The organism is Vibrio penaeicida, assembly GCF_019977755.1.
Taxonomy (GTDB): domain Bacteria; phylum Pseudomonadota; class Gammaproteobacteria; order Enterobacterales; family Vibrionaceae; genus Vibrio; species Vibrio penaeicida.
Map to the genome: position 1 here is coordinate 765,507 of NZ_AP025145.1, position 17,590 is coordinate 783,096.

Annotated in this window: 19 protein-coding genes; 9 read left to right on the top strand and 10 right to left on the bottom strand. The window is 45.7% G+C overall.

The genetic code is table 11. The features are described 5' to 3' along the window. The first annotated feature begins 15 nt into the window (after positions 1 to 15). Positions 16 to 897, top strand: a complete 882-nt coding sequence (locus LDO37_RS21770; RefSeq protein ID WP_126606298.1) for a sensor domain-containing diguanylate cyclase — start codon at positions 16 to 18, stop codon at positions 895 to 897. On the opposite strand, the gene LDO37_RS21775 is transcribed toward LDO37_RS21770, so the two are convergent. Further along, positions 892 to 1,494: a class I SAM-dependent methyltransferase gene (locus LDO37_RS21775; RefSeq protein ID WP_126606297.1), complete on the bottom strand. Its 603-nt coding sequence runs from the start codon at positions 1,492 to 1,494 to the stop codon at positions 892 to 894. The genes LDO37_RS21770 and LDO37_RS21775 overlap by 6 nt on opposite strands. Positions 1,495 to 1,683: 189 nt before the next feature. Here LDO37_RS21775 and LDO37_RS21780 point away from each other — a divergent pair, with 189 nt between their 5' ends. Together LDO37_RS21780 and LDO37_RS21785 are read left to right on the top strand one after the other, a co-directional pair. After that, positions 1,684 to 2,499, top strand: coding sequence for a TauD/TfdA dioxygenase family protein (locus LDO37_RS21780; protein WP_126606296.1), 816 nt, complete (start codon positions 1,684 to 1,686; stop codon positions 2,497 to 2,499). Positions 2,500 to 2,619: 120 nt separating this feature from the next. After that, positions 2,620 to 3,252, top strand: coding sequence for a LysE family translocator (locus LDO37_RS21785; RefSeq protein WP_126606295.1), 633 nt, complete (start codon positions 2,620 to 2,622; stop codon positions 3,250 to 3,252). Between the two features lie 157 nt (positions 3,253 to 3,409). Here the strand turns inward: LDO37_RS21785 and kduI are convergent, their stop codons facing one another. Beyond that, positions 3,410 to 4,246 (bottom strand): 5-dehydro-4-deoxy-D-glucuronate isomerase, encoded by an 837-nt coding sequence (gene kduI, locus LDO37_RS21790; RefSeq protein WP_126606294.1) that lies wholly within the window; start codon positions 4,244 to 4,246, stop codon positions 3,410 to 3,412. A 309-nt stretch (positions 4,247 to 4,555) separates the two neighbouring features. On the opposite strand from kduI, the gene LDO37_RS21795 reads away from it, so the two are divergent. From LDO37_RS21795 to kduD, 3 genes are all read left to right on the top strand, one after another. Further along, positions 4,556 to 6,220: a SulP family inorganic anion transporter gene (locus LDO37_RS21795; protein ID WP_126606293.1), complete on the top strand. Its 1,665-nt coding sequence runs from the start codon at positions 4,556 to 4,558 to the stop codon at positions 6,218 to 6,220. Positions 6,221 to 6,241: 21 nt separating this feature from the next. Then, positions 6,242 to 7,282, top strand: a complete 1,041-nt coding sequence (locus LDO37_RS21800; protein WP_399482019.1) for a UDP-glucose--hexose-1-phosphate uridylyltransferase — start codon at positions 6,242 to 6,244, stop codon at positions 7,280 to 7,282. 199 nt (positions 7,283 to 7,481) lie between these two features. Beyond that, positions 7,482 to 8,243, top strand: coding sequence for a 2-dehydro-3-deoxy-D-gluconate 5-dehydrogenase KduD (gene kduD / locus LDO37_RS21805; protein ID WP_126610204.1), 762 nt, complete (start codon positions 7,482 to 7,484; stop codon positions 8,241 to 8,243). A 111-nt stretch (positions 8,244 to 8,354) separates the two neighbouring features. On the opposite strand, the gene LDO37_RS21810 is transcribed toward kduD, so the two are convergent. Beyond that, entirely contained in the window at positions 8,355 to 8,831 is a 477-nt protein-coding gene (locus LDO37_RS21810) for a PaaI family thioesterase (protein ID WP_126610205.1), read from the bottom strand. Between the two features lie 99 nt (positions 8,832 to 8,930). On the opposite strand from LDO37_RS21810, the gene LDO37_RS21815 reads away from it, so the two are divergent. After that, complete coding sequence (locus LDO37_RS21815; RefSeq protein WP_224055876.1) at positions 8,931 to 9,815, top strand: LysR family transcriptional regulator; 885 nt, start codon at positions 8,931 to 8,933, stop codon at positions 9,813 to 9,815. Positions 9,816 to 9,839: 24 nt separating this feature from the next. Here the strand turns inward: LDO37_RS21815 and LDO37_RS21820 are convergent, their stop codons facing one another. From LDO37_RS21820 to LDO37_RS21850, 7 genes are all read right to left on the bottom strand, one after another. Then, entirely contained in the window at positions 9,840 to 10,715 is an 876-nt protein-coding gene (locus tag LDO37_RS21820; RefSeq protein ID WP_185829912.1) for an aldose 1-epimerase, read from the bottom strand. After that, on the bottom strand, positions 10,715 to 11,452 hold the full coding sequence (locus LDO37_RS21825) for an SDR family oxidoreductase (protein ID WP_126609335.1): 738 nt from the start codon (positions 11,450 to 11,452) through the stop codon (positions 10,715 to 10,717). Before LDO37_RS21825 ends, LDO37_RS21820 begins: the two co-directional genes overlap by 1 nt. A 52-nt stretch (positions 11,453 to 11,504) precedes the next feature. Beyond that, entirely contained in the window at positions 11,505 to 12,236 is a 732-nt protein-coding gene (locus LDO37_RS21830; RefSeq protein ID WP_126609334.1) for an ATP-binding cassette domain-containing protein, read from the bottom strand. A 1-nt stretch (position 12,237) separates the two neighbouring features. Next, positions 12,238 to 13,218, bottom strand: a complete 981-nt coding sequence (locus LDO37_RS21835; RefSeq protein ID WP_126609333.1) for an ABC transporter permease — start codon at positions 13,216 to 13,218, stop codon at positions 12,238 to 12,240. A gap of 85 nt (positions 13,219 to 13,303) precedes the next feature. Then, positions 13,304 to 14,275 (bottom strand): sugar ABC transporter substrate-binding protein, encoded by a 972-nt coding sequence (locus LDO37_RS21840; RefSeq protein WP_126609332.1) that lies wholly within the window; start codon positions 14,273 to 14,275, stop codon positions 13,304 to 13,306. A 71-nt stretch (positions 14,276 to 14,346) separates the two neighbouring features. After that, complete coding sequence (locus LDO37_RS21845; protein WP_126609331.1) at positions 14,347 to 15,543, bottom strand: mandelate racemase/muconate lactonizing enzyme family protein; 1,197 nt, start codon at positions 15,541 to 15,543, stop codon at positions 14,347 to 14,349. 14 nt (positions 15,544 to 15,557) lie between these two features. Then, positions 15,558 to 16,286: a FadR/GntR family transcriptional regulator gene (locus tag LDO37_RS21850; protein WP_224056081.1), complete on the bottom strand. Its 729-nt coding sequence runs from the start codon at positions 16,284 to 16,286 to the stop codon at positions 15,558 to 15,560. Between the two features lie 320 nt (positions 16,287 to 16,606). On the opposite strand from LDO37_RS21850, the gene LDO37_RS21855 reads away from it, so the two are divergent. Continuing rightward, complete coding sequence (locus tag LDO37_RS21855; protein WP_224055878.1) at positions 16,607 to 16,966, top strand: MerR family transcriptional regulator; 360 nt, start codon at positions 16,607 to 16,609, stop codon at positions 16,964 to 16,966. A 44-nt stretch (positions 16,967 to 17,010) separates the two neighbouring features. Continuing rightward, entirely contained in the window at positions 17,011 to 17,586 is a 576-nt protein-coding gene (locus LDO37_RS21860) for an NAD(P)H-dependent oxidoreductase (RefSeq protein ID WP_126609329.1), read from the top strand. Positions 17,587 to 17,590 lie beyond the last annotated feature (4 nt).

Sequence of the window (17,590 nt, forward strand, 5' to 3'; positions counted from 1 at the left end):
TAGACGAGGGCGAGGATGTATTCAAATATTTACAAAACAGCCTTAAACACTCTTCCGGATGGTGTCTTGATCACTGACAGTACTCGGTCTGTCATTTATTCGAATGCCCGATTTGCACAAATGTGGGGTATTCCGGACCAAATCATCCAAACGAAAGATGATGATCAAATGCTGGATTTTGTCATTGGTCAACTTGAAGATCCCGATGCATTTATTTCTGAAGTTAACCGGCTTTACGACTCACTTGAAGATTCACAAGACTTCCTAAAGTTCAAAAATGGTAGAACGTTCATGCGTCGCAGCCAACCCTATGAAGATGACAATATGGGGCAAGGTCGAATCTGGGTATTTTCCGATGTCAGTAAACTTTTGGAATTAGATCAAATCGCGTATGTAGATTCCTTAACGGGGCTGCATAACCGAAGGATGCTGGATGAAATGAGCCAAAGCTTGTTTGATCGCTTTCTGCAGTCGAAGAAGTCGTCTTGTATTGTTTTGTTCGATTTGGATGGATTTAAAGAAATTAACGATAATTTTGGGCACCAAACGGGTGACAAGCTTTTGTGGCTTTTGGCTAAAGCGATAGATGAAACATTACGATCGAAAGATATCGCTTTTCGCCACGGTGGGGATGAATTTTGCCTTGTACTTAAAGCAACCGGTGTCGCAAGCGTAGAAGGTGTGATGCAGCGGCTTTACAGCGCGTTTGAGCAGTTGCAGAAAGAAACGCTAAACCTTCCAAGTCCAATCAGTTTTTCGGGTGGATGCGTTTGTTTTGACGCTAAAGACAATTCCCCAAGAGACGCACTAGCGCGCGCCGACGTTCTTCTTTATCAGGCCAAAAAGCAGGGCAAAGGTAAAATCATTTATGGGGATTGTGTTCGCTGCGCTTCATGATTTTCTTAAAATAATGGTGAAATCTTCTTCCATGTAATCGTCGATTACTTGTACTTCATTGGTCAGTTGGCGACACATTGAAATAACATCGCTCATATTGTGTGCTTTGAGTAACCGATCTTCTCGAAAATACTCGCTATTTAACAGATTAAATCCAAACGCTTCGTTGCTGGCTCTATATCCTGCATGTATGGCTTTTTGAAGATAATTTTTGTCGCTGCTTTGGTAATTGAGTGAGCCTGAAGCAATCGATATGTCGTGCTTTGGCAGCTTCATTTGGGAAAAATTACCATGCTGGAAGTGCATAGTGTTACTTGCTTCTAGTTTAGCTTGTTTAATAAAGCTCTTGTGAAAGTCGACGCCAGTATAGTGCTTTAAGCGTTGCTTAACGTTTAGAAAGTGGGCAAGGTCGCCATAACCACATCCCAGGTCCAGAACAGACTTGTTTTGAAAGTCTAATTCGCGTTCAAACACGGTAAACCGCGTAAATTGCGATTGTTCACTACTCCACCCCAAAATCCTTGCAGGATCATGATGCCATTGCTTTTCACGATCTGAGTGATAAAAATAAACATTTAAGCGTTCAAGAAAATTCACGTTTGTCCGGTCTAGTATTGTAAGTGAATTGTTTACCCCCGTTGCAAACAGGGTGGCAGTGCTCAGCCAATCTACGTGCGCCAATGGAGCTAGTGTAGGTTAGGGGTATCCTAGCACTCCGATATTCTTAGGGTATAGCTGTTTTTAACCTGTACGGCAACAAGGAAATTAAAGGAAACGAATCTTCAAATGATTGAAATAGAACCTCTTACACCGCACATTGGCGCGAGAATTCATGGTTTAACACTGTCTCAATGCAGTGATGCTGAATTTGAAGCGTTGTATCAAGCATTCTTGCAGCATCAAGTTGTCTTTCTAGAAAACCAAACGTTATCACCAGAGCAGCATTTGAATTTGGCTGCACTCTTTGGAGAGCTAGAGCCTATTCACCCATTTTTTCCAAACGTTGCAAGCCACCCCCAAGTGAGCGTGATAGAAACAACGAAAGGCAATGCACCTTTTGAGAGCCTTTGGCATACCGACCTTACATGGAGAAAACGTCCGTCTAAATGCTCTTTGCTGCATGCCCAGCACCTTCCACAATGCGGTGGTGATACCATTTGGTGTTCCATGAGTGCGGTATATGAATCATTGAGTTTAGATCTAAGGCAAAAGTTGAAATCGCTTACAGCGACGCATTCCTTGGTAGCTTTTGAAGATATTGATCCTGATCTTGTTGAGTTGGATTGGCATAAAGACGTGGTGAAAACTTCTGAAGAGAACCCACCTGTCACTCACCCAGTTGTCGTAACCCACCCTGAAACAGGTAAAGAGACTCTCTACATTAATGAGCAGTTTACGCGCTCTATAAATGAACTCGATCGCAGTGAAAGCCAAACGCTCCTAAATGAATTGTTTTCAGTCGCAAGACAACCTGAGTTTCAGGTGCGATTTAAATGGAGCAATAACGCAATGGCGATTTGGGACAACCGAATTACTCAGCATTATGCTGTGATTGACTATGGTGATACGCCGAGAAAGCTACACCGAGTGACGGTGACTTAATCTCATTGAGTGCTTTGCAATCAAATAAACCAACATAAACACAATTGACGACCTAAAGTATGGATAATTGATCTGGTTTTAATATAACATTCGGCTCCCTTGTCAATTGCTAGCTGAATCATGATCGATTTATCCATACTTCCGGTGTATTTAACAGCGGTTCTCGCCTTACTTTTGATTCCTGGCCCTGACATGCTGCTGATAGCGACTTCAAGCATGAGCTACGGTCGAAAAGTTGGTCTTTTTGCCAGTTTAGGAAATGCTACTTCTGGCTTGATTCTAACGCTTCTAGCGGCAATAGGGGTATCGACTCTTATTACGATGAACCCATTGGCACTATCGGCGCTTAACCTAATTGGCGGGATTTATCTGCTTAAGATGGGTTGGGACTGTATAAAATCGAATGTGTCCGAAACACCAGACTTGGATGGTCGCAGTAAAATGGCGACAACCTTCTACCAACGCGCTCTCCTCAGCAACTTGTTAAACCCAAAAGCTTTGATGTTTTTTGTGCTGTTTTTACCTCAATTTGTGTCGGGCAAAATTGACGCCAGCTCCGGTGAGCAAATGATGGCACTCGGATTTCTGCTCAATGTGCTTGGGCTCGCTTTTAACCTTATCTTAGTTGGGTTGGCTGGTACGCTCGGAAAGTCTTTAATTGCTAGTAAGAAATTCAGACTCTATCAACACAAAGTCATGGGCAGTGTTTTTGTTTTGCTTGGTCTATGGATGCTTGGTCAGCTTTTGGGGTAAACGTGAAGAAAGTGTTAAACCTTAAAAAAATACATTTAGCTAAAACAAAAAATGCCGATGATTTCATCGGCAAAGGCAAGGTATAACACGTTACAACTTACAGCTAAGGCTGCCCAATTTTTGAGGGGACGAAATAGGGCAGCAACAGGAAAAATGCTTATCTAATATCTTCTACAGCGATGTGGTCCATATCGGTGAACGTTTGGTTTTCTCCGACCATACCCCAAATGAACGTATAAGCTTGCGTGCCCACACCAGAATGGATTGACCAACTCGGTGAAATTACCGCTTGCTCATTGTGAATCAGCATATGACGTGTTTCTTGTGGCTCACCCATAAAGTGGAAAACAGCCGCGTCTTTATCCATGTTGAAGTAGAAATACACTTCCATACGGCGGTCATGAGTATGGCACGGCATCGTGTTCCACAAACTATTCTCTTCAAGCTTTGTTAAACCCATGAGCAGCTGACACGTTGGTAGAACATCCGGCACAATGTACTTGTAAATGGTACGTTTGTTACTGGTAGCAGCGTCACCTAGCGTTACTGGAGCTGCCTCTTCTAGCGTTACTTTTTTGTTTGGGTAATGCGTGTGTGCTGGTGCGCAGTTGTAGTAAAACTTCGCTGGGTTCGCGGCATCTGTACTAGAAAAGGTGACTTCTTTTGCGCCTTGACCAATGTACAACGCTTCTTGGTGGTTAATAGTGTAGCTTTCACCATCAACAACAATCACGCCATCGCCACCTACGTTGATTAAACCCAACTCTCTACGCTGAAGAAAGTAGTCCACACCGATTTGTTCGCCTAAAGCCGGATCGAGTACCACTTCTTGACCGACAGGTTGAACACCGCCAAAAATAATTCTATCGATGTGGCTGTAGGTCATCGTCAATTGATCCGCCACGAAGATGTTTTCAACTAAAAACTCGTCACGCAACTGCTGTGTTCCTAGTGTTTTCGCGTGTTCACTGTGAATAGCTTGACGTACTTCCATTCTCTACTTCTCTCTTGTTTCGATTGAAAGGAAGGCAATACCTCCCTAGAAGAATGCCACCTTATCACTGACTAATCTGTGAATAAATTTTTGAAACGCTATTTTATAATCGCCGTCACATAATTTAACTTGTTTAACAAAAATAAATGAAACGGCTTTTTAAAAATGTTGTTGGTATGGTTTTTCTTCGTATAATGAGCGAAAAGCAGCCTAAGCTCTGAATGGAAACCCCCCATAAAGAAAAAAGGCATTGTATGAATCTTTTTGGGCAAGTTCTGCCAGAATGAAAATGAAGTAGCGAGAGCGAAAATGAACAGTTTGGCTTGGTTAATTCAGAAGTGCTGCCCGTTCTTAAAATGGGGAGAGGGCGTTACACTCACATCACTTAAAGCGGATTTTTGGGCTGGCTTAACGGGAGCCATCATCGTACTCCCACAGGGCGTTGCGTATGCCATGATTGCAGGGCTTCCACCGGAATATGGTCTTTATACCGCAATTATCCCTGCCATCGTTGCTGCGCTGTTTGGATCTTCTCATCACCTTATCTCAGGGCCGACGGCGGCGCTTTCTGTCATTGTATTCACCACCATTAGTCAGTTTGCTGCACCTGGTAGTGCGCTATATATCCAGTTGGCTATCACGCTCACGCTGTGTGCTGGCATCCTTCAGCTGGCGTTTGGGTTACTGCGTTTTGGAGCGGTAGTCAATTTTGTCTCACATTCGGTTGTACTAGGCTTCACCGCCGGTGCGGCTGTGGTCATCAGCGCCAGCCAAATCAAGCATCTACTTGGGCTGAATTACGCGTCTGGCACAACTGCGATTGAAAATCTCTTGCTTGGCATTCAGCACGCTCCTGATTTTCATTTAGCGTCTTTGCTTATTGGTATTGTTACCATTTTAACGTGCGTGGTTTTGAAGGAGCTGTGGTCCAAGCTCCCGCACATGCTTATCGCGATACTTGTCGCTATGGGGCTGGCGTATAGCATGAACAACGCGGGGTTCGAAATTCAGCTGGTGGGTGAGGTGTCATCTGGGCTACCAGTCTTTTCTATCCCAAATCTAAGTAATGTCCCCTTCGAATCTATGCTGAGCGGTATTGTGGCAGTTTCGCTGCTGGGGTTGGTAGAAGCCATATCCATTGCTCGTTCGGTCGCACTGAAATCCAAACAGCACATAGACAGCAACCAAGAATTCATCGGGCAGGGGCTATCCAATGTTGCAGGATCATTTTTCTCCTGTTACGTGTCGTCGGGTTCGTTTACCAGAAGTGGGGTTAACTTTAGTAGCGGAGCGAAAACGCCACTGGCCGCCGTTTTTGCTGGTCTCTTCCTAGCAGTCATCATGGTCTTTTTTGCTCAATACGCCGCTTATATCCCTATTGCAGGTATGGCGGGCATTCTATTGGTTGTGGCGTTCAACCTCATTGATGTTCCCCACATAGCCGACATCATCCGTCACGACAAAAAAGAGGCGATTGTTCTGCTGCTTACTTGTATTGCTGCGATGACAATGCATTTGGAATTGTCCATTTACGTAGGTGTTGGAGCATCGTTGTTCTTCTATCTACGACAAACATCGCGCCCCGTTGTCGACTATTTGGATAACGACGATCTTGCCATGGACAGAGACGTGTCTGGCTTGGTACAGGTTGTTCGTATCAACGGGTCCATATTTTTTGGCAGCGTTCAGCACCTTCACAGTGAGCTGCAAAGTATCTCTGCGCCTAACGTCATCATTTTAGGGAGAGGAATCAATTTTATTGACCACCTAGGCGTTAGGATGCTCGCGGAGTTTTCCCAATCATCGGGGAAACAAGTCTTCTTTTGTCGTTTCAAAAATGCACCGCGTGAGCACCTCCTTAAAGGGGATAAGGTGTTCAATGAGCGGCAGTTTTACCCAAGTTTGACTCGATTAACGTCTGAATTCTCATCAATTATTGACCCGTCTCTTCGAAAGAAGCAGGTTCACATTTAAATGGAAGCAGTAATGAGCGATATGTTCTCCGAATTTGATGCTACCGAGCATCCGCACCGACGATTTAACCCGTTAACGCAAGAATGGGTGTTGGTTTCTCCTCATCGCGCTAAGCGCCCATGGCAAGGCCAGCAAGAGGAACAAACTAAGGAAGCGTTGCCGAGTTATGAGGCAGAGTGCTTTCTTTGCCCAACCAACGTTCGCATAAGTGGTGACAAGAACCCAGATTATACAGGAACGTTTGTATTTCAGAACGATTTCGCAGCGTTAACACAAGCCGTCCCTTTCGCCGATACGACAAGCGACCCGCTATTTAAATTGCAAAGCGCAACGGGCGAGAGCCGAGTCATTTGCTTCTCGCCAGACCACAGTAAAACACTGCCAGAGCTTCCCGTGAAAGCGATTGAAAAAATCATTGATACGTGGAACGAACAACTTGGAGAGCTAGGCAAAACTTATGCTTGGGTACAAGTTTTTGAGAACAAAGGTGCCACGATGGGGTGCTCTCAGCCGCATCCGCATGGTCAAGTTTGGGCGAACAGTTTCATTCCAACTCATGTAGCGAAAAAGGATCAATCACAGCGCGAGTATTTCACCCAGTATGGATCCGTGATGCTTCATGATTATGTTCAGCGTGAACTGATTGCAAAGGAGCGCATTGTCGTTGAAACCGAGCACTGGGTGGGGTTAGTCCCTTATTGGGCTGCGTGGCCATTTGAAACCATGTTATTGCCAAAGGCCATAACCCACCGTCTTACGGCTATTTCTCAAGAACAAAAAGAAGATTTGGCGATAGCGATAAAAGAGCTTACTAGCCGATACGACAACTTGTTCCAGTGTTCGTTTCCCTATTCGATGGGGTGGCACGGCGCACCTGAACAATCTGAAAACCCTGAACACTGGCAAGTTCATGCCCTGTTTTATCCCCCGTTACTGAGAAGTGCATCGGTAAGAAAATTCATGGTTGGGTACGAAATGATGGGTGAAAGCCAGCGCGATTTAACGCCAGAACAAGCGGCGGAAAAACTGAGAGCGGTGAGCGCAACACATTACTTAGCTTGAGTAGAGACTGCTTGGCGTGGAACCTAAGAACTCTAATTTATTTGATAGAGAAACATTAAAAATTTAATCACATATCCGTTATTTATATTTTTTTGCCTAAAAACTCGAATGAAACGTTGTTTCAATATGAATTCTTCCAAATTCATTTGTTTTTATGAATGTATGAGAATCGGATAACTATAAAAATAGGAAGAAGAACATGGTGTTAGATACCTTTAACCTGAAAGGAAAAGTTGCCCTAGTCACTGGCTGTAATACAGGTTTAGGACAAGGTATGGCAGTTGCACTGGCTCAAGCAGGCTGCGATATAGTTGGCGTCAATTACTCCGATCCAGAAGACACACCTTCGCTTGTTGAAGCGACAGGTCAGAACTTTTACTCAATCATTGCCGATCTTAGCAACAGCGACGTGATTGCTCAGGTCGTTGATAAAGCCATAAGCATGGCAGGTCGAATTGACGTTCTGGTGAACAATGCGGGCATCATTCGCCGTGCAGATGCTCTAGAGTTTTCAGAGAAAGACTGGGATGACGTAATGAACCTCAACATCAAGAGTGTTTTCTTTATGTCTCAGGCGGTTGCCAAGCAATTCATTGCTCAGGGAGAGGGTGGCAAAATCATCAATATCGCGTCTATGCTTTCTTTCCAAGGCGGTATTCGTGTGCCATCGTACACGGCTTCAAAAAGTGCGGTAATGGGGGTGACCAAGCTTCTAGCGAATGAATGGGCATCGCAAGGCATTAATGTTAACGCGATTGCACCGGGCTACATGGCAACCAACAACACGGCGGCATTACGTGCGGATCAGAAAAGAAACCAGGAAATACTAGAGCGAATTCCAGCTCAGCGCTGGGGTCTACCAAAAGACTTGGCAGGACCTGCTGTCTTTCTCGCCTCACCAGCGTCTGATTACGTAAACGGGTACACGATTGCTGTGGATGGTGGCTGGTTAGCGCGATAATCAAAATCACACGCAGCCTAAGCCTGGGTCAATGCTCAGGCTTTTCAACATAAGGAAACCTTAAAAGTACTTAATTGAGATAACCTGTTAGGCAGCCAACTGGAACAAAGGTTATCTACCCACCGCAGAATCTCCACGCAGAGTCATGACTGTACTGGATGCAAGAGCAACCACCTGACCATCTAAACGATAGATTTGACATTGATAGTGGCTTATCGTTTTACCCAGCCTTACAGGGCAAGCCTTGGCTGTTAGTACCGATTTCCAAACCGGACAGAAGAACTTTATTTGCAGATCGATACTTGTGAATGATTCACCTGAGTCAATCGCTGTTGAATGAGCTGTCCCTATAGCCGCGTCGGCGAGCTCACTCAGAAACCCCCCATGTACAGTACCTTGTTGATTTCCATGGATGCTAGGCTCTGCGTCTACTTCTATTGCTGCGTGACCCTTGTCAATATCGACAATTCGGAAGCCTAAAAACGTTGATATAGCTGTAGGATATCGCAATTCAGTGGTCACATTAGAAGACAATTTACCTTCAATATGTTGTTGTAGAAATTGCAAAGTAGGAAGTACGGTTGTCATAAATACGCCTTGTTTTATTGAGCATATACCTAACAAAATATCAATTCTTATAATATAGTGATATTCAATTGTTTCTCTTGGTTGTTATAGGAAATTTCTATGTTAAAAATTCAGCACTTGAGATTTTTAGTCTCAGTTGTCGATTATGGTAGCGCCATTAAAGCCTCGGAACGGCTACACGTCTCCCAGCCTTCAATCTCTGCCGGACTAAAGGCTTTGGAAGACGAATTGGGAGGCGCATTGTTTGACAGAAGCGGACCAGCTAATCGACCATTACGCTTAACCCCAAAAGGGCAAAATTTTTATCGTCGAGCGATTGAGATCCTGAATCAATGCGAATCTGCTCAAGCAGAATTTGCTGGTAACTCTAATCAAACATCAAAGTGGATATTGGGTGTCCTTGATACACTTTCTCAGGATGTCGTTGTTAAGGCACTTCGAACGTTTGAGCGTGGTGAACCCGATACCAGAATCGATATATGGGAAGGTTCAGCAACTAAAATTGAAAGCTGGTTTGCAAAGAAACGCGTAGACATGATTTTAGGCAATGTGGGCAGTTTAATGCCGAATGAAAAATTGCTTTGGAGAGAACCATTAGTTGCGGTAGTCGCCCCCGACCACCCTTGTGCAGGAACGACCAATGTCATTTCAATCCGAGACCTCACCCAGTTCCCTTTTATCCATCGTACCAATTGTGAATTAGATCAAATTGGCAGAGCGAGGCTTAAAGCAGAAGGTGTTAAGTTGAATATTCATGCTAGGGCAGAGCGCGAAAGCTTGGCGTTTGAGTTAATAAGAAATAGCCATAATATGACTCTGGCACCCCAAAATCTTGTACCTGAAAACCTCATCAGTATAAGAGTTTCAGGGCTAAATATTGAAAGAAGCATCGGTTTGAGATGGCAGGAGAATACACCCATTCAAGTCACTTCTGCACTTTCTGAATCCATTGTAAAAATTATCGGGGAGCCTATCGGCATTTAATTATATGGGACTGAATGGGCTTTTCTATTTTATCGGCGACAAGCGAATCGACATTTCCGCCGAAATACTTTCTCCGTTCGATAACGTCACCAACCCCGGAAAGCTTCGCTGATTATGTGCATCTACTGGATGACTGACGGGCTCTAAACATAGAAACTCAGCACTCTGTTCAGGGGAATAAAGAATAAGGTAAGACAACAGATCTGACCCCGTCACCCGAATCGAAAGCCCGTCTTCCGGTTGCACAATGGTGGCGACGCCATTCCATTCGGTATATGCATTATTGATTAGGTGTTCTGGCACTGCCCTGAACTCATTAAAACTCCAGTTAGCAGCTTCAACCAAGCTCAGGTGTTTAGTGGGCAGATGCTCTTCGTCCTCCATCCATATTCCTAGCGCCTCGAAATAGACTTCCGTTCCTGCATGCCGGTAGAACCATGGGTGAAAACCCATTCCAAATGGTAAAGGCTTACTGCCTCTGTTGGTCACCTTAAGCTCGCAGTTAAGGGTGTTGTCTTGAATCGAATATTTGAGCTCAGCGTCGTAATCAAAAGGAGGACAAGACGCGTTATCTAGGCGATAAAAAATTTGAGACTCGCTTTGTGACACCAGATCCCATTCGGATTGCCAGGCGTTTCCGTGAAGAGGGTAGGGTTCGGCTTGTACGTTTCTGTTCACTGGGTGTTTAACGCCTTCGAACTCAAAACCGCCTTTCGATATTCGGTTCGAGAAAGGAGCTAACACATACATGCCATTGGCGTTGGTTTTGCCACTCTGGGACTGGTCGGAATACAAAAACGGTACCCACTGCTCATTCATTTTTGCCTCACCTTTGGTGATTGCAGCGCCATGCTGAGCTGAGCACTCTATTCGCAGGAACTCATTTTCCAAATATTCCATCAGGACCATCCACCGTCTATGCCTATATTTTGACCAGTGATCATACTAGCGCAGTCAGAACATAAAAAAGCGACCAAATGTGCGACAGATTCCGGTTGAATACGCACCTTTAGGCACTGCCTGTCCAGCACCCAGTCACTGTATTCCTGAGCTTTATGACCAAAAACGCGCTTTTCCGCATCCGAGACAATGGCACCAGGTGCAACGGCGTTAACTGTAATTCCAAACTCGCCCAACTCCCGAGCGAGAGACTTAGTTAACCCAAGTAGCGCCCCTTTGGATGCCACATACGGCACATAGCCTTCTACCTGCCCATTTAAGGTAATTGAGGTGAAATTGATGATTCTTCCCCAACGGTTCGTTTTCATATGGGGAGTCACGCTGGAAAGTAAGGCAAAGGCAGAGGAAGAGTTGACTCGGATCTGGCTTTCGTATTCTTCCATCGAAAAGTCTTCAAACGGACGATTGATGATCAGCGCTGCATTGTTGATTAGGATATCCACGCCACCCAGTTTTGCGATGTAATCAGACACAGTTTTCTGTGACTCTTGCAGTTGGCCCAAATCGCAGGGGATAAGCGTGACATTTGGGCTTGCTGATGAGTGAGCGGCAACAAGCTCTGGTAAATCCAATGCTAATACGTGAGCACCCAATTCTGTAAGCTGTTTGATTTGCGCTTGCCCGAGCGTTCCTAAAGCCCCGGTCAGCAAAACGCGTTTTCCTTGTAATGAAATCATGGTTGCTCCTTACTATCAGTCTTGGCTAGGCAATCAACTCAAGAAAGCTGGGTTATAGCACCGACTGAACTTCGTCTATATTGGTGTCTTCCACTCGTTTATCCAGCACGATTTCCCCGCGTGCCATGGCGACAATTCGGTCGCAACAGGCAAACACGTGATGCATGTTATGGCTGATGAAAATACTGGTGATGGATTGATGTTTGAGCCCTGACACAAAGTCGATCACCTTATTGGTTTCTTTTACCGAAAGGTGATTGGTGGGTTCGTCCAGAATCATGACTTTGGACTTAAAATGCATGGCTCTGGCAATTGCGACGCCTTGTCTTTGGCCTCCGGATAGCTCGCCAACCAGTGCATCAGGCGATCTTAGATGCAAATCGACATCGGCAATGGCTTTCACACTTTCGGTGCGCATTTTTTCCTGATCGAGAATACCAAAGCGGCCAATAGCGAACTTAAGTGGCTCTCGCCCGATGAATATGTTTCGAGCGATGCTCATGGTGGGCACCATAGAGTTGTATTGGTAGATGGTTTCGATGCCTTTATCCATGGCATCTTTGGGCTTTCGAAGCGCAAGAGGGCGCTGATCCATATACAATTCACCATCATCAGGCACTTGCGTACCTGACAAAATGTTGATCAACGTCGATTTTCCTGCCCCGTTATCACCAACCAAACCGACGGCTTCATTAGCAAAGATATCCAAGCTCACGCCACGTAAAGCGTGAACTCCGGAATACCATTTGTGGAGGTTTTTGCACTCTAAAATGACGGACTGCATATTACACCTCTACCTTCATTGATTTGGCTCGTTTGCGTAGCCAAGCATTGAGCACAACGGCGATAATGGTAAGCAAGCCAATCGCCATCTTGAACCAATTGGCGTCGACTCGGCTGAGCACCAATCCGTTATCAATCACCCGAATCAACACGGCTCCAACAATGCCGCCTAATATGGTGCCAATGCCTCCAGTGAGTGCGGTTCCACCAATCACGGCCGCTGCGACCGCTTGCAATTCCATCCCTTCACCGATGGAGGGAAGAGGGGCTCCAAGCCGCATTACTTGTATACAGCCCGCAAACCCTGCCAGCAGAGAGCACAATACGAAACAGGTGATTTTAACTTTGGCCGTTGGGATACCCATAGACTGCGCAGCGGGAAGAAAGCCTCCTGTGGCTCGAATCCAATTGCCGAAATTGGTGCGTGACAGCAATACCGACACTAGTATGGCGATGGCAACAAACCAGAATACCGACATCCTAAAGAAGTCGTAGGGACCAACGTAGTCGGTGAACAGCCATTTAGGTAGGACGCCCAATGGCAATAGCGGTGGAAAACCACCGGAGATCACGATAGTCAGGGAGCGAACCACAAACAGCATACCCAGTGTGGCGATAAAGCTGGGGATGTCGAAGCGTATGGTTAAAATGCCGTTGATGAGCCCAATCACCATCGCCATCAGCAATCCCAACGGAAAAGCCAAGCCAAACGCCCAGCCTTGTTCCAACAAGACAGCCATAAACATGGGGGCAAAAGCAAAGGTGGAACCCACAGAGAGATCGAACTCTCCGCTGATCATTAGCAAGGTAACCCCTATTGCGACCAACCCCATTTCTGGCAGTAATCCCAATATGCCTCTGAGGTTTTCGGTATTGAGAAAGGCACCATTTGATCGAACTTCGAACACAATACCAAGCAGTATGAGAAATACGATCCCAACGAGCTCAGGTTTTTCCATGCAGAGCTTTATCAATCTTTTCATCGTGATATCCGGTTAGGTTTTATCCGCGGCAGTCTGGGTTTTCTTTGCGGCAGCCTAGGTTTTATTCGCGGCAGTCTAGCTATTGCTAGCGCAGCCCTTTGCGCGCCAAATCCCAAAGCTGATCAACATCTTCTTTCACCACCAAGCCTTGTCCGGTATCGATGTCGGTCGGTGATAAGCCGAAGTTTTTCGCAAGGTAAGCTTGCATCACTGGCATAAATCCCTGCATATAAGGCTGCTGATCGACTTGTACTTGGATGTATCCTGCTTTCATCTGCTGAAGTACTTCGGCCACAATATCAAAGCCGCCCATTAAAACTTTGCCTGGGGGAACTCCCTTATCAGCAAGTGTTTGAGCAACGTACGCATGCCACAGCCCCGTGTCGAAGTAGACGGTTGTATCTGGATTAGCATTGATGTAAGCACCTACGCGTTCCGCCACGACGGCGCCGTCTGTGCCTGTGTCTAACCGAACAATATTGACCTTACGAGATGGGTTAGCTTCTTTGAAATCGTTTAGGAAGTTAAGTACGCCAGCCCCTCGCTGTTCCGACCAATTCTGACCCGGAGCAGAAATACCAACAACGGCGTGAATAGGCCCTTTTTCAGGGAAAAATTCCGCCATTTTCTTCGCTAATGAGTAACCAGCAGGGGCAAACCCTTGACCAATAAAGGCTTGCCTAGCGTTACCGCTCGCTCCTTCCAAATCATCCACGTTCGCTGCCATGACGATGGTGCCATTTGCGCGAGCCCGAGCGATGATTTCATCAAACGCGTTGTTATCCACGATAGAGGTGATGAGAACATCCGGCTTCGCGGCTAACGCTGCAATCATGTTGCCCGCTTGCTGATCAATAGCACCTTCGGTTTGGGTGAAAATCATTTGGCATTTTGCATCAATCTTGCCGCAGGCATCATCAAATCCTTTTTTGACGGCTTGCCAGAATGGGTTAGACGCCGAGGAATGGTGAGTAAACACAATATCCAATGGCTTTGACCATGCAGCACTCGTTACTAGTGCCGTGCTTAACGCAATCAGTGTTGTTAGTTTCCTCATTGTGTCCTCCTAATTGACTTTCATTGGGAAACGTTGGGTTACCTTTAGATCAACCGATCTTAAGTAACTTGCTACCGTTTGCTGAATCGGCGTGAAACGGTAAACGCCTTATCGAGATCGGGATTGAGTTCTATCCCCAAACCGGCTCCCTGCGGCACAGTAATGGTGCCGTTATTGACGGCGGGTAACGCCGTGACTAAATCTTGATACCAAGTGTTGTAATACGCGCGTACACTCTCTTGAATTAGGGCGTTGGGCGCATTGAGTGACAGGTGGGTCGAAGCCGTGAGTACGACAGGACCTGTGCAATCGTGTGGAGCAACAGGCAAGTGCCACGTTTCTGCCATGGTCGCAATTTTTTTGGCTTCGGAAAGACCGCCACACCAGCTCACATCGAGCATGACGATTCCGGCTACACCCGTTTGCAAATAGTCACGAAATGCGGCGCGCCCCCCGAGCGTTTCAGATGCGCATATTGGTGCCTTTGATGCGCTGGCATAACGTTTCAAATCGTCGAGATTTTCCATCTTGATGGGGTCTTCATGCCAGTAGGTATCGAACTCTGCCAGCTCTCGTGCGATTTCCATGGCAGGCAACAACTGCCACATGGAGTGAAATTCCACCATGATGTCGATTTTGTCGCCCACCGCTTTACGAATTTTCTCGAACGGAATTAACGCCTGTTTCAGATCAGATTTGGAGATCGACAGCCCACGGCTTTTTTCTGCCGCCATATCAAAGGGCCAGATCTTCATTGCGGTGATGCCGTCATCCAGCAGAGATTCTGCCAGCTCATCTGCCCTGCGCAGAAACCCATTCAGGTCGTCGTATTTATGTTTTTTTCCTGCCAGCCCGTAGTTTTCGGTTCGCTGCCCTTTGGCTTCTTTCATGTATTCGATACCTGCGCACGTGTTGTAGGTTCGAATTTCATTTCGGGAGAAACCACCAAGAAGCTGGGCGACGGGTTGTTGCGTTAGCTTGCCAAACAAGTCCCAAAGGGCAATGTCGAAAGCGGAATTACCGCGTGTTTCAACGCCTGTCGAGCGAAAGCCTAAGTATGTGGAAATGGACTGGTTGAGTCGATCAATCTGACGGGGATCTTGCCCCAACACCAGAGGCGCTAACGTTTCATGAACATACGCTTCGACCGCTTTTGCGCTAAAAAACGTTTCTCCTAATCCAACAAGTCCGACATCAGTATAAACTTGAACCCAAAGCAAGTTCGGGTGTTCTGCGACAGTAATGGTTTCAAGCTGGGTAATTTTCATATCCTACCTAACCTTTATTGAATGCCCGCTTCCAGCAGAGCTCGAACACTTTCATCAAAGTGAAGTGCCATTTGCTTATTGGCTTCTTGTGGGTTGCCATCTCTTATGGCTTCGGCAATCGCAAGGTGAACATTCAGCATAAATTCTTGTTTGTCTTGCGACTCTCGGCTTTTCCACCCTACCGGCCATGTCAGTTTAGTGACCCCTTCAAACGCACCAATCATCAACGCGAAAATAGGGTTGCAGGAAGCCATGGCGATAGTCTGGTGGAATGCGATATCGTGATTCATGATGTGCTCTGGGTTATCACGGTGCGCCATCATGGATTTAGCGTGAAAAAGAATGGTTTCTGCCTGCGTGTCACTTCGCCTTAAAGCCGCTAACGTGGCAGTGCGCATTTCAATGGTTCGTCTTACGTCGTACACCTGCTGAACGGAAATCTGTTCAGTATGAATGCCGTGCTCAATCACCGGTGAAATGGTGGAGTAATCCAGCGCCGCCACTTCAGCCCGTTTTCCCGCGTTCAGCTTGATCAGGTTCAACGCCGCCAAAGAGCGAAACGCTTCTCGCACCACGGTTCTGGATTTGTTCAGCTCGCGTGCAAAGTAAGATTCGCTGGGTAACTTATCACCGGGCGACAAATCCGCCCCCCTCATAAAAGTGGTGATTTCTCCAATCGCTTCGCTCACTAAGCTGCTGTTTGTGGTTTCGATGTAATTCATGGCAATAACGGAAATTCGCACTCAAAATTCTGCAATTTGTATGGCTACCATCCGCCAATAACCGAAAACCTGTCATACAGGTTTGTGGCCAACTGTGAACTGTTGCTCAGAAATTGAGCGGTGAAAATGGAGGGAGTTGCTTAATGGTGTGGGTGTTTTGTTGCTTATTTCGGTTGGTAGATTTTGTCATTTCGACCATTGGTATCGTTTACGACAAATAAAAAAGGCTCTCTTACTGCGATCTCACCGCTGCCATTTTTCTAAACTTCTGTACCAATATGGAATGGTTTTGTTATTTTAGTCAGTAACTTAGAGCGAGCAACGAAAAGCTGGGGTTTGAATTGTATATAAAAGAAGCATCCGAATTATCAGGAGCCACTCAGAGAGCGATCAGGCTTTATGAATCGTTGGGTTTACTGACGGTTTCTCGTTCAGGAAAGTACCGAATTTACACCGAAACTAACGTCAACCTGATAAAAATGATCAAAGAGGCGCAGACTCTGGGGATCAAGCTTTCAGAAATTGTCGATTTGAAAGACGACAAAGACAATTTTGATTGGCAAACCGTCAGGGATTTCCTAATTGAAAAGCAAAAAGACATTGAACTTCAAATCCAGCAGCTCGTAGAGCAAAGAGATCGACTTGTGCAATATCGTGAATCCATCACTATTTGCATTGAAGGGGTTGACTCTCACCTATAGGTAAGACTTTAGACTGTACTTTCTTAACGTAAGGAATTCATATAATGAAAAAAGTACTGGTCATAAATGCAAACCCAAAACGAGAAAGCTTCTGTGCATCTATAGCAGAAAACTATGCAGAAACTGCTGCACTAGAGCATGAGGTTAAACAAGTTCATGTCCGTGATATGAACTTTGAAATGAACTTAGAGCAAGGATATGACCAAATGCTTTGCTTAGAGCCTGATTTACAGCAGTTTCAAGAGCTCGTTCTTTGGTCTGAACATATTGTTATTGTCACGCCTGTCTGGTGGGGGTCTTTACCAGCAAAGTTTAAGGGGCTGATAGATAGAGTGTTTCTACCCAACTTTGCATTTCGATATGTAAAAGGTAAGTCTTTCCCGGAAAAGCTTTTATCGGGTCGCAGTTCGGAGTTAGTCGTTACATTAGACACGCCACCATTTTGGTATAAGTACGTTAAAGGCAATTTGATTTATAAACATGTAAAGAAGGAAATTTTAGATTTTTCAGGAATTAAAAATCGCTCTGTAACGTATTTTGGACCCGTTATCGGTTCTAATTTTGAAATAAGGCAATCTTGGCTTGAGAAAACATCAAAGCTAGCAAGCCGATTAAAATAACCTA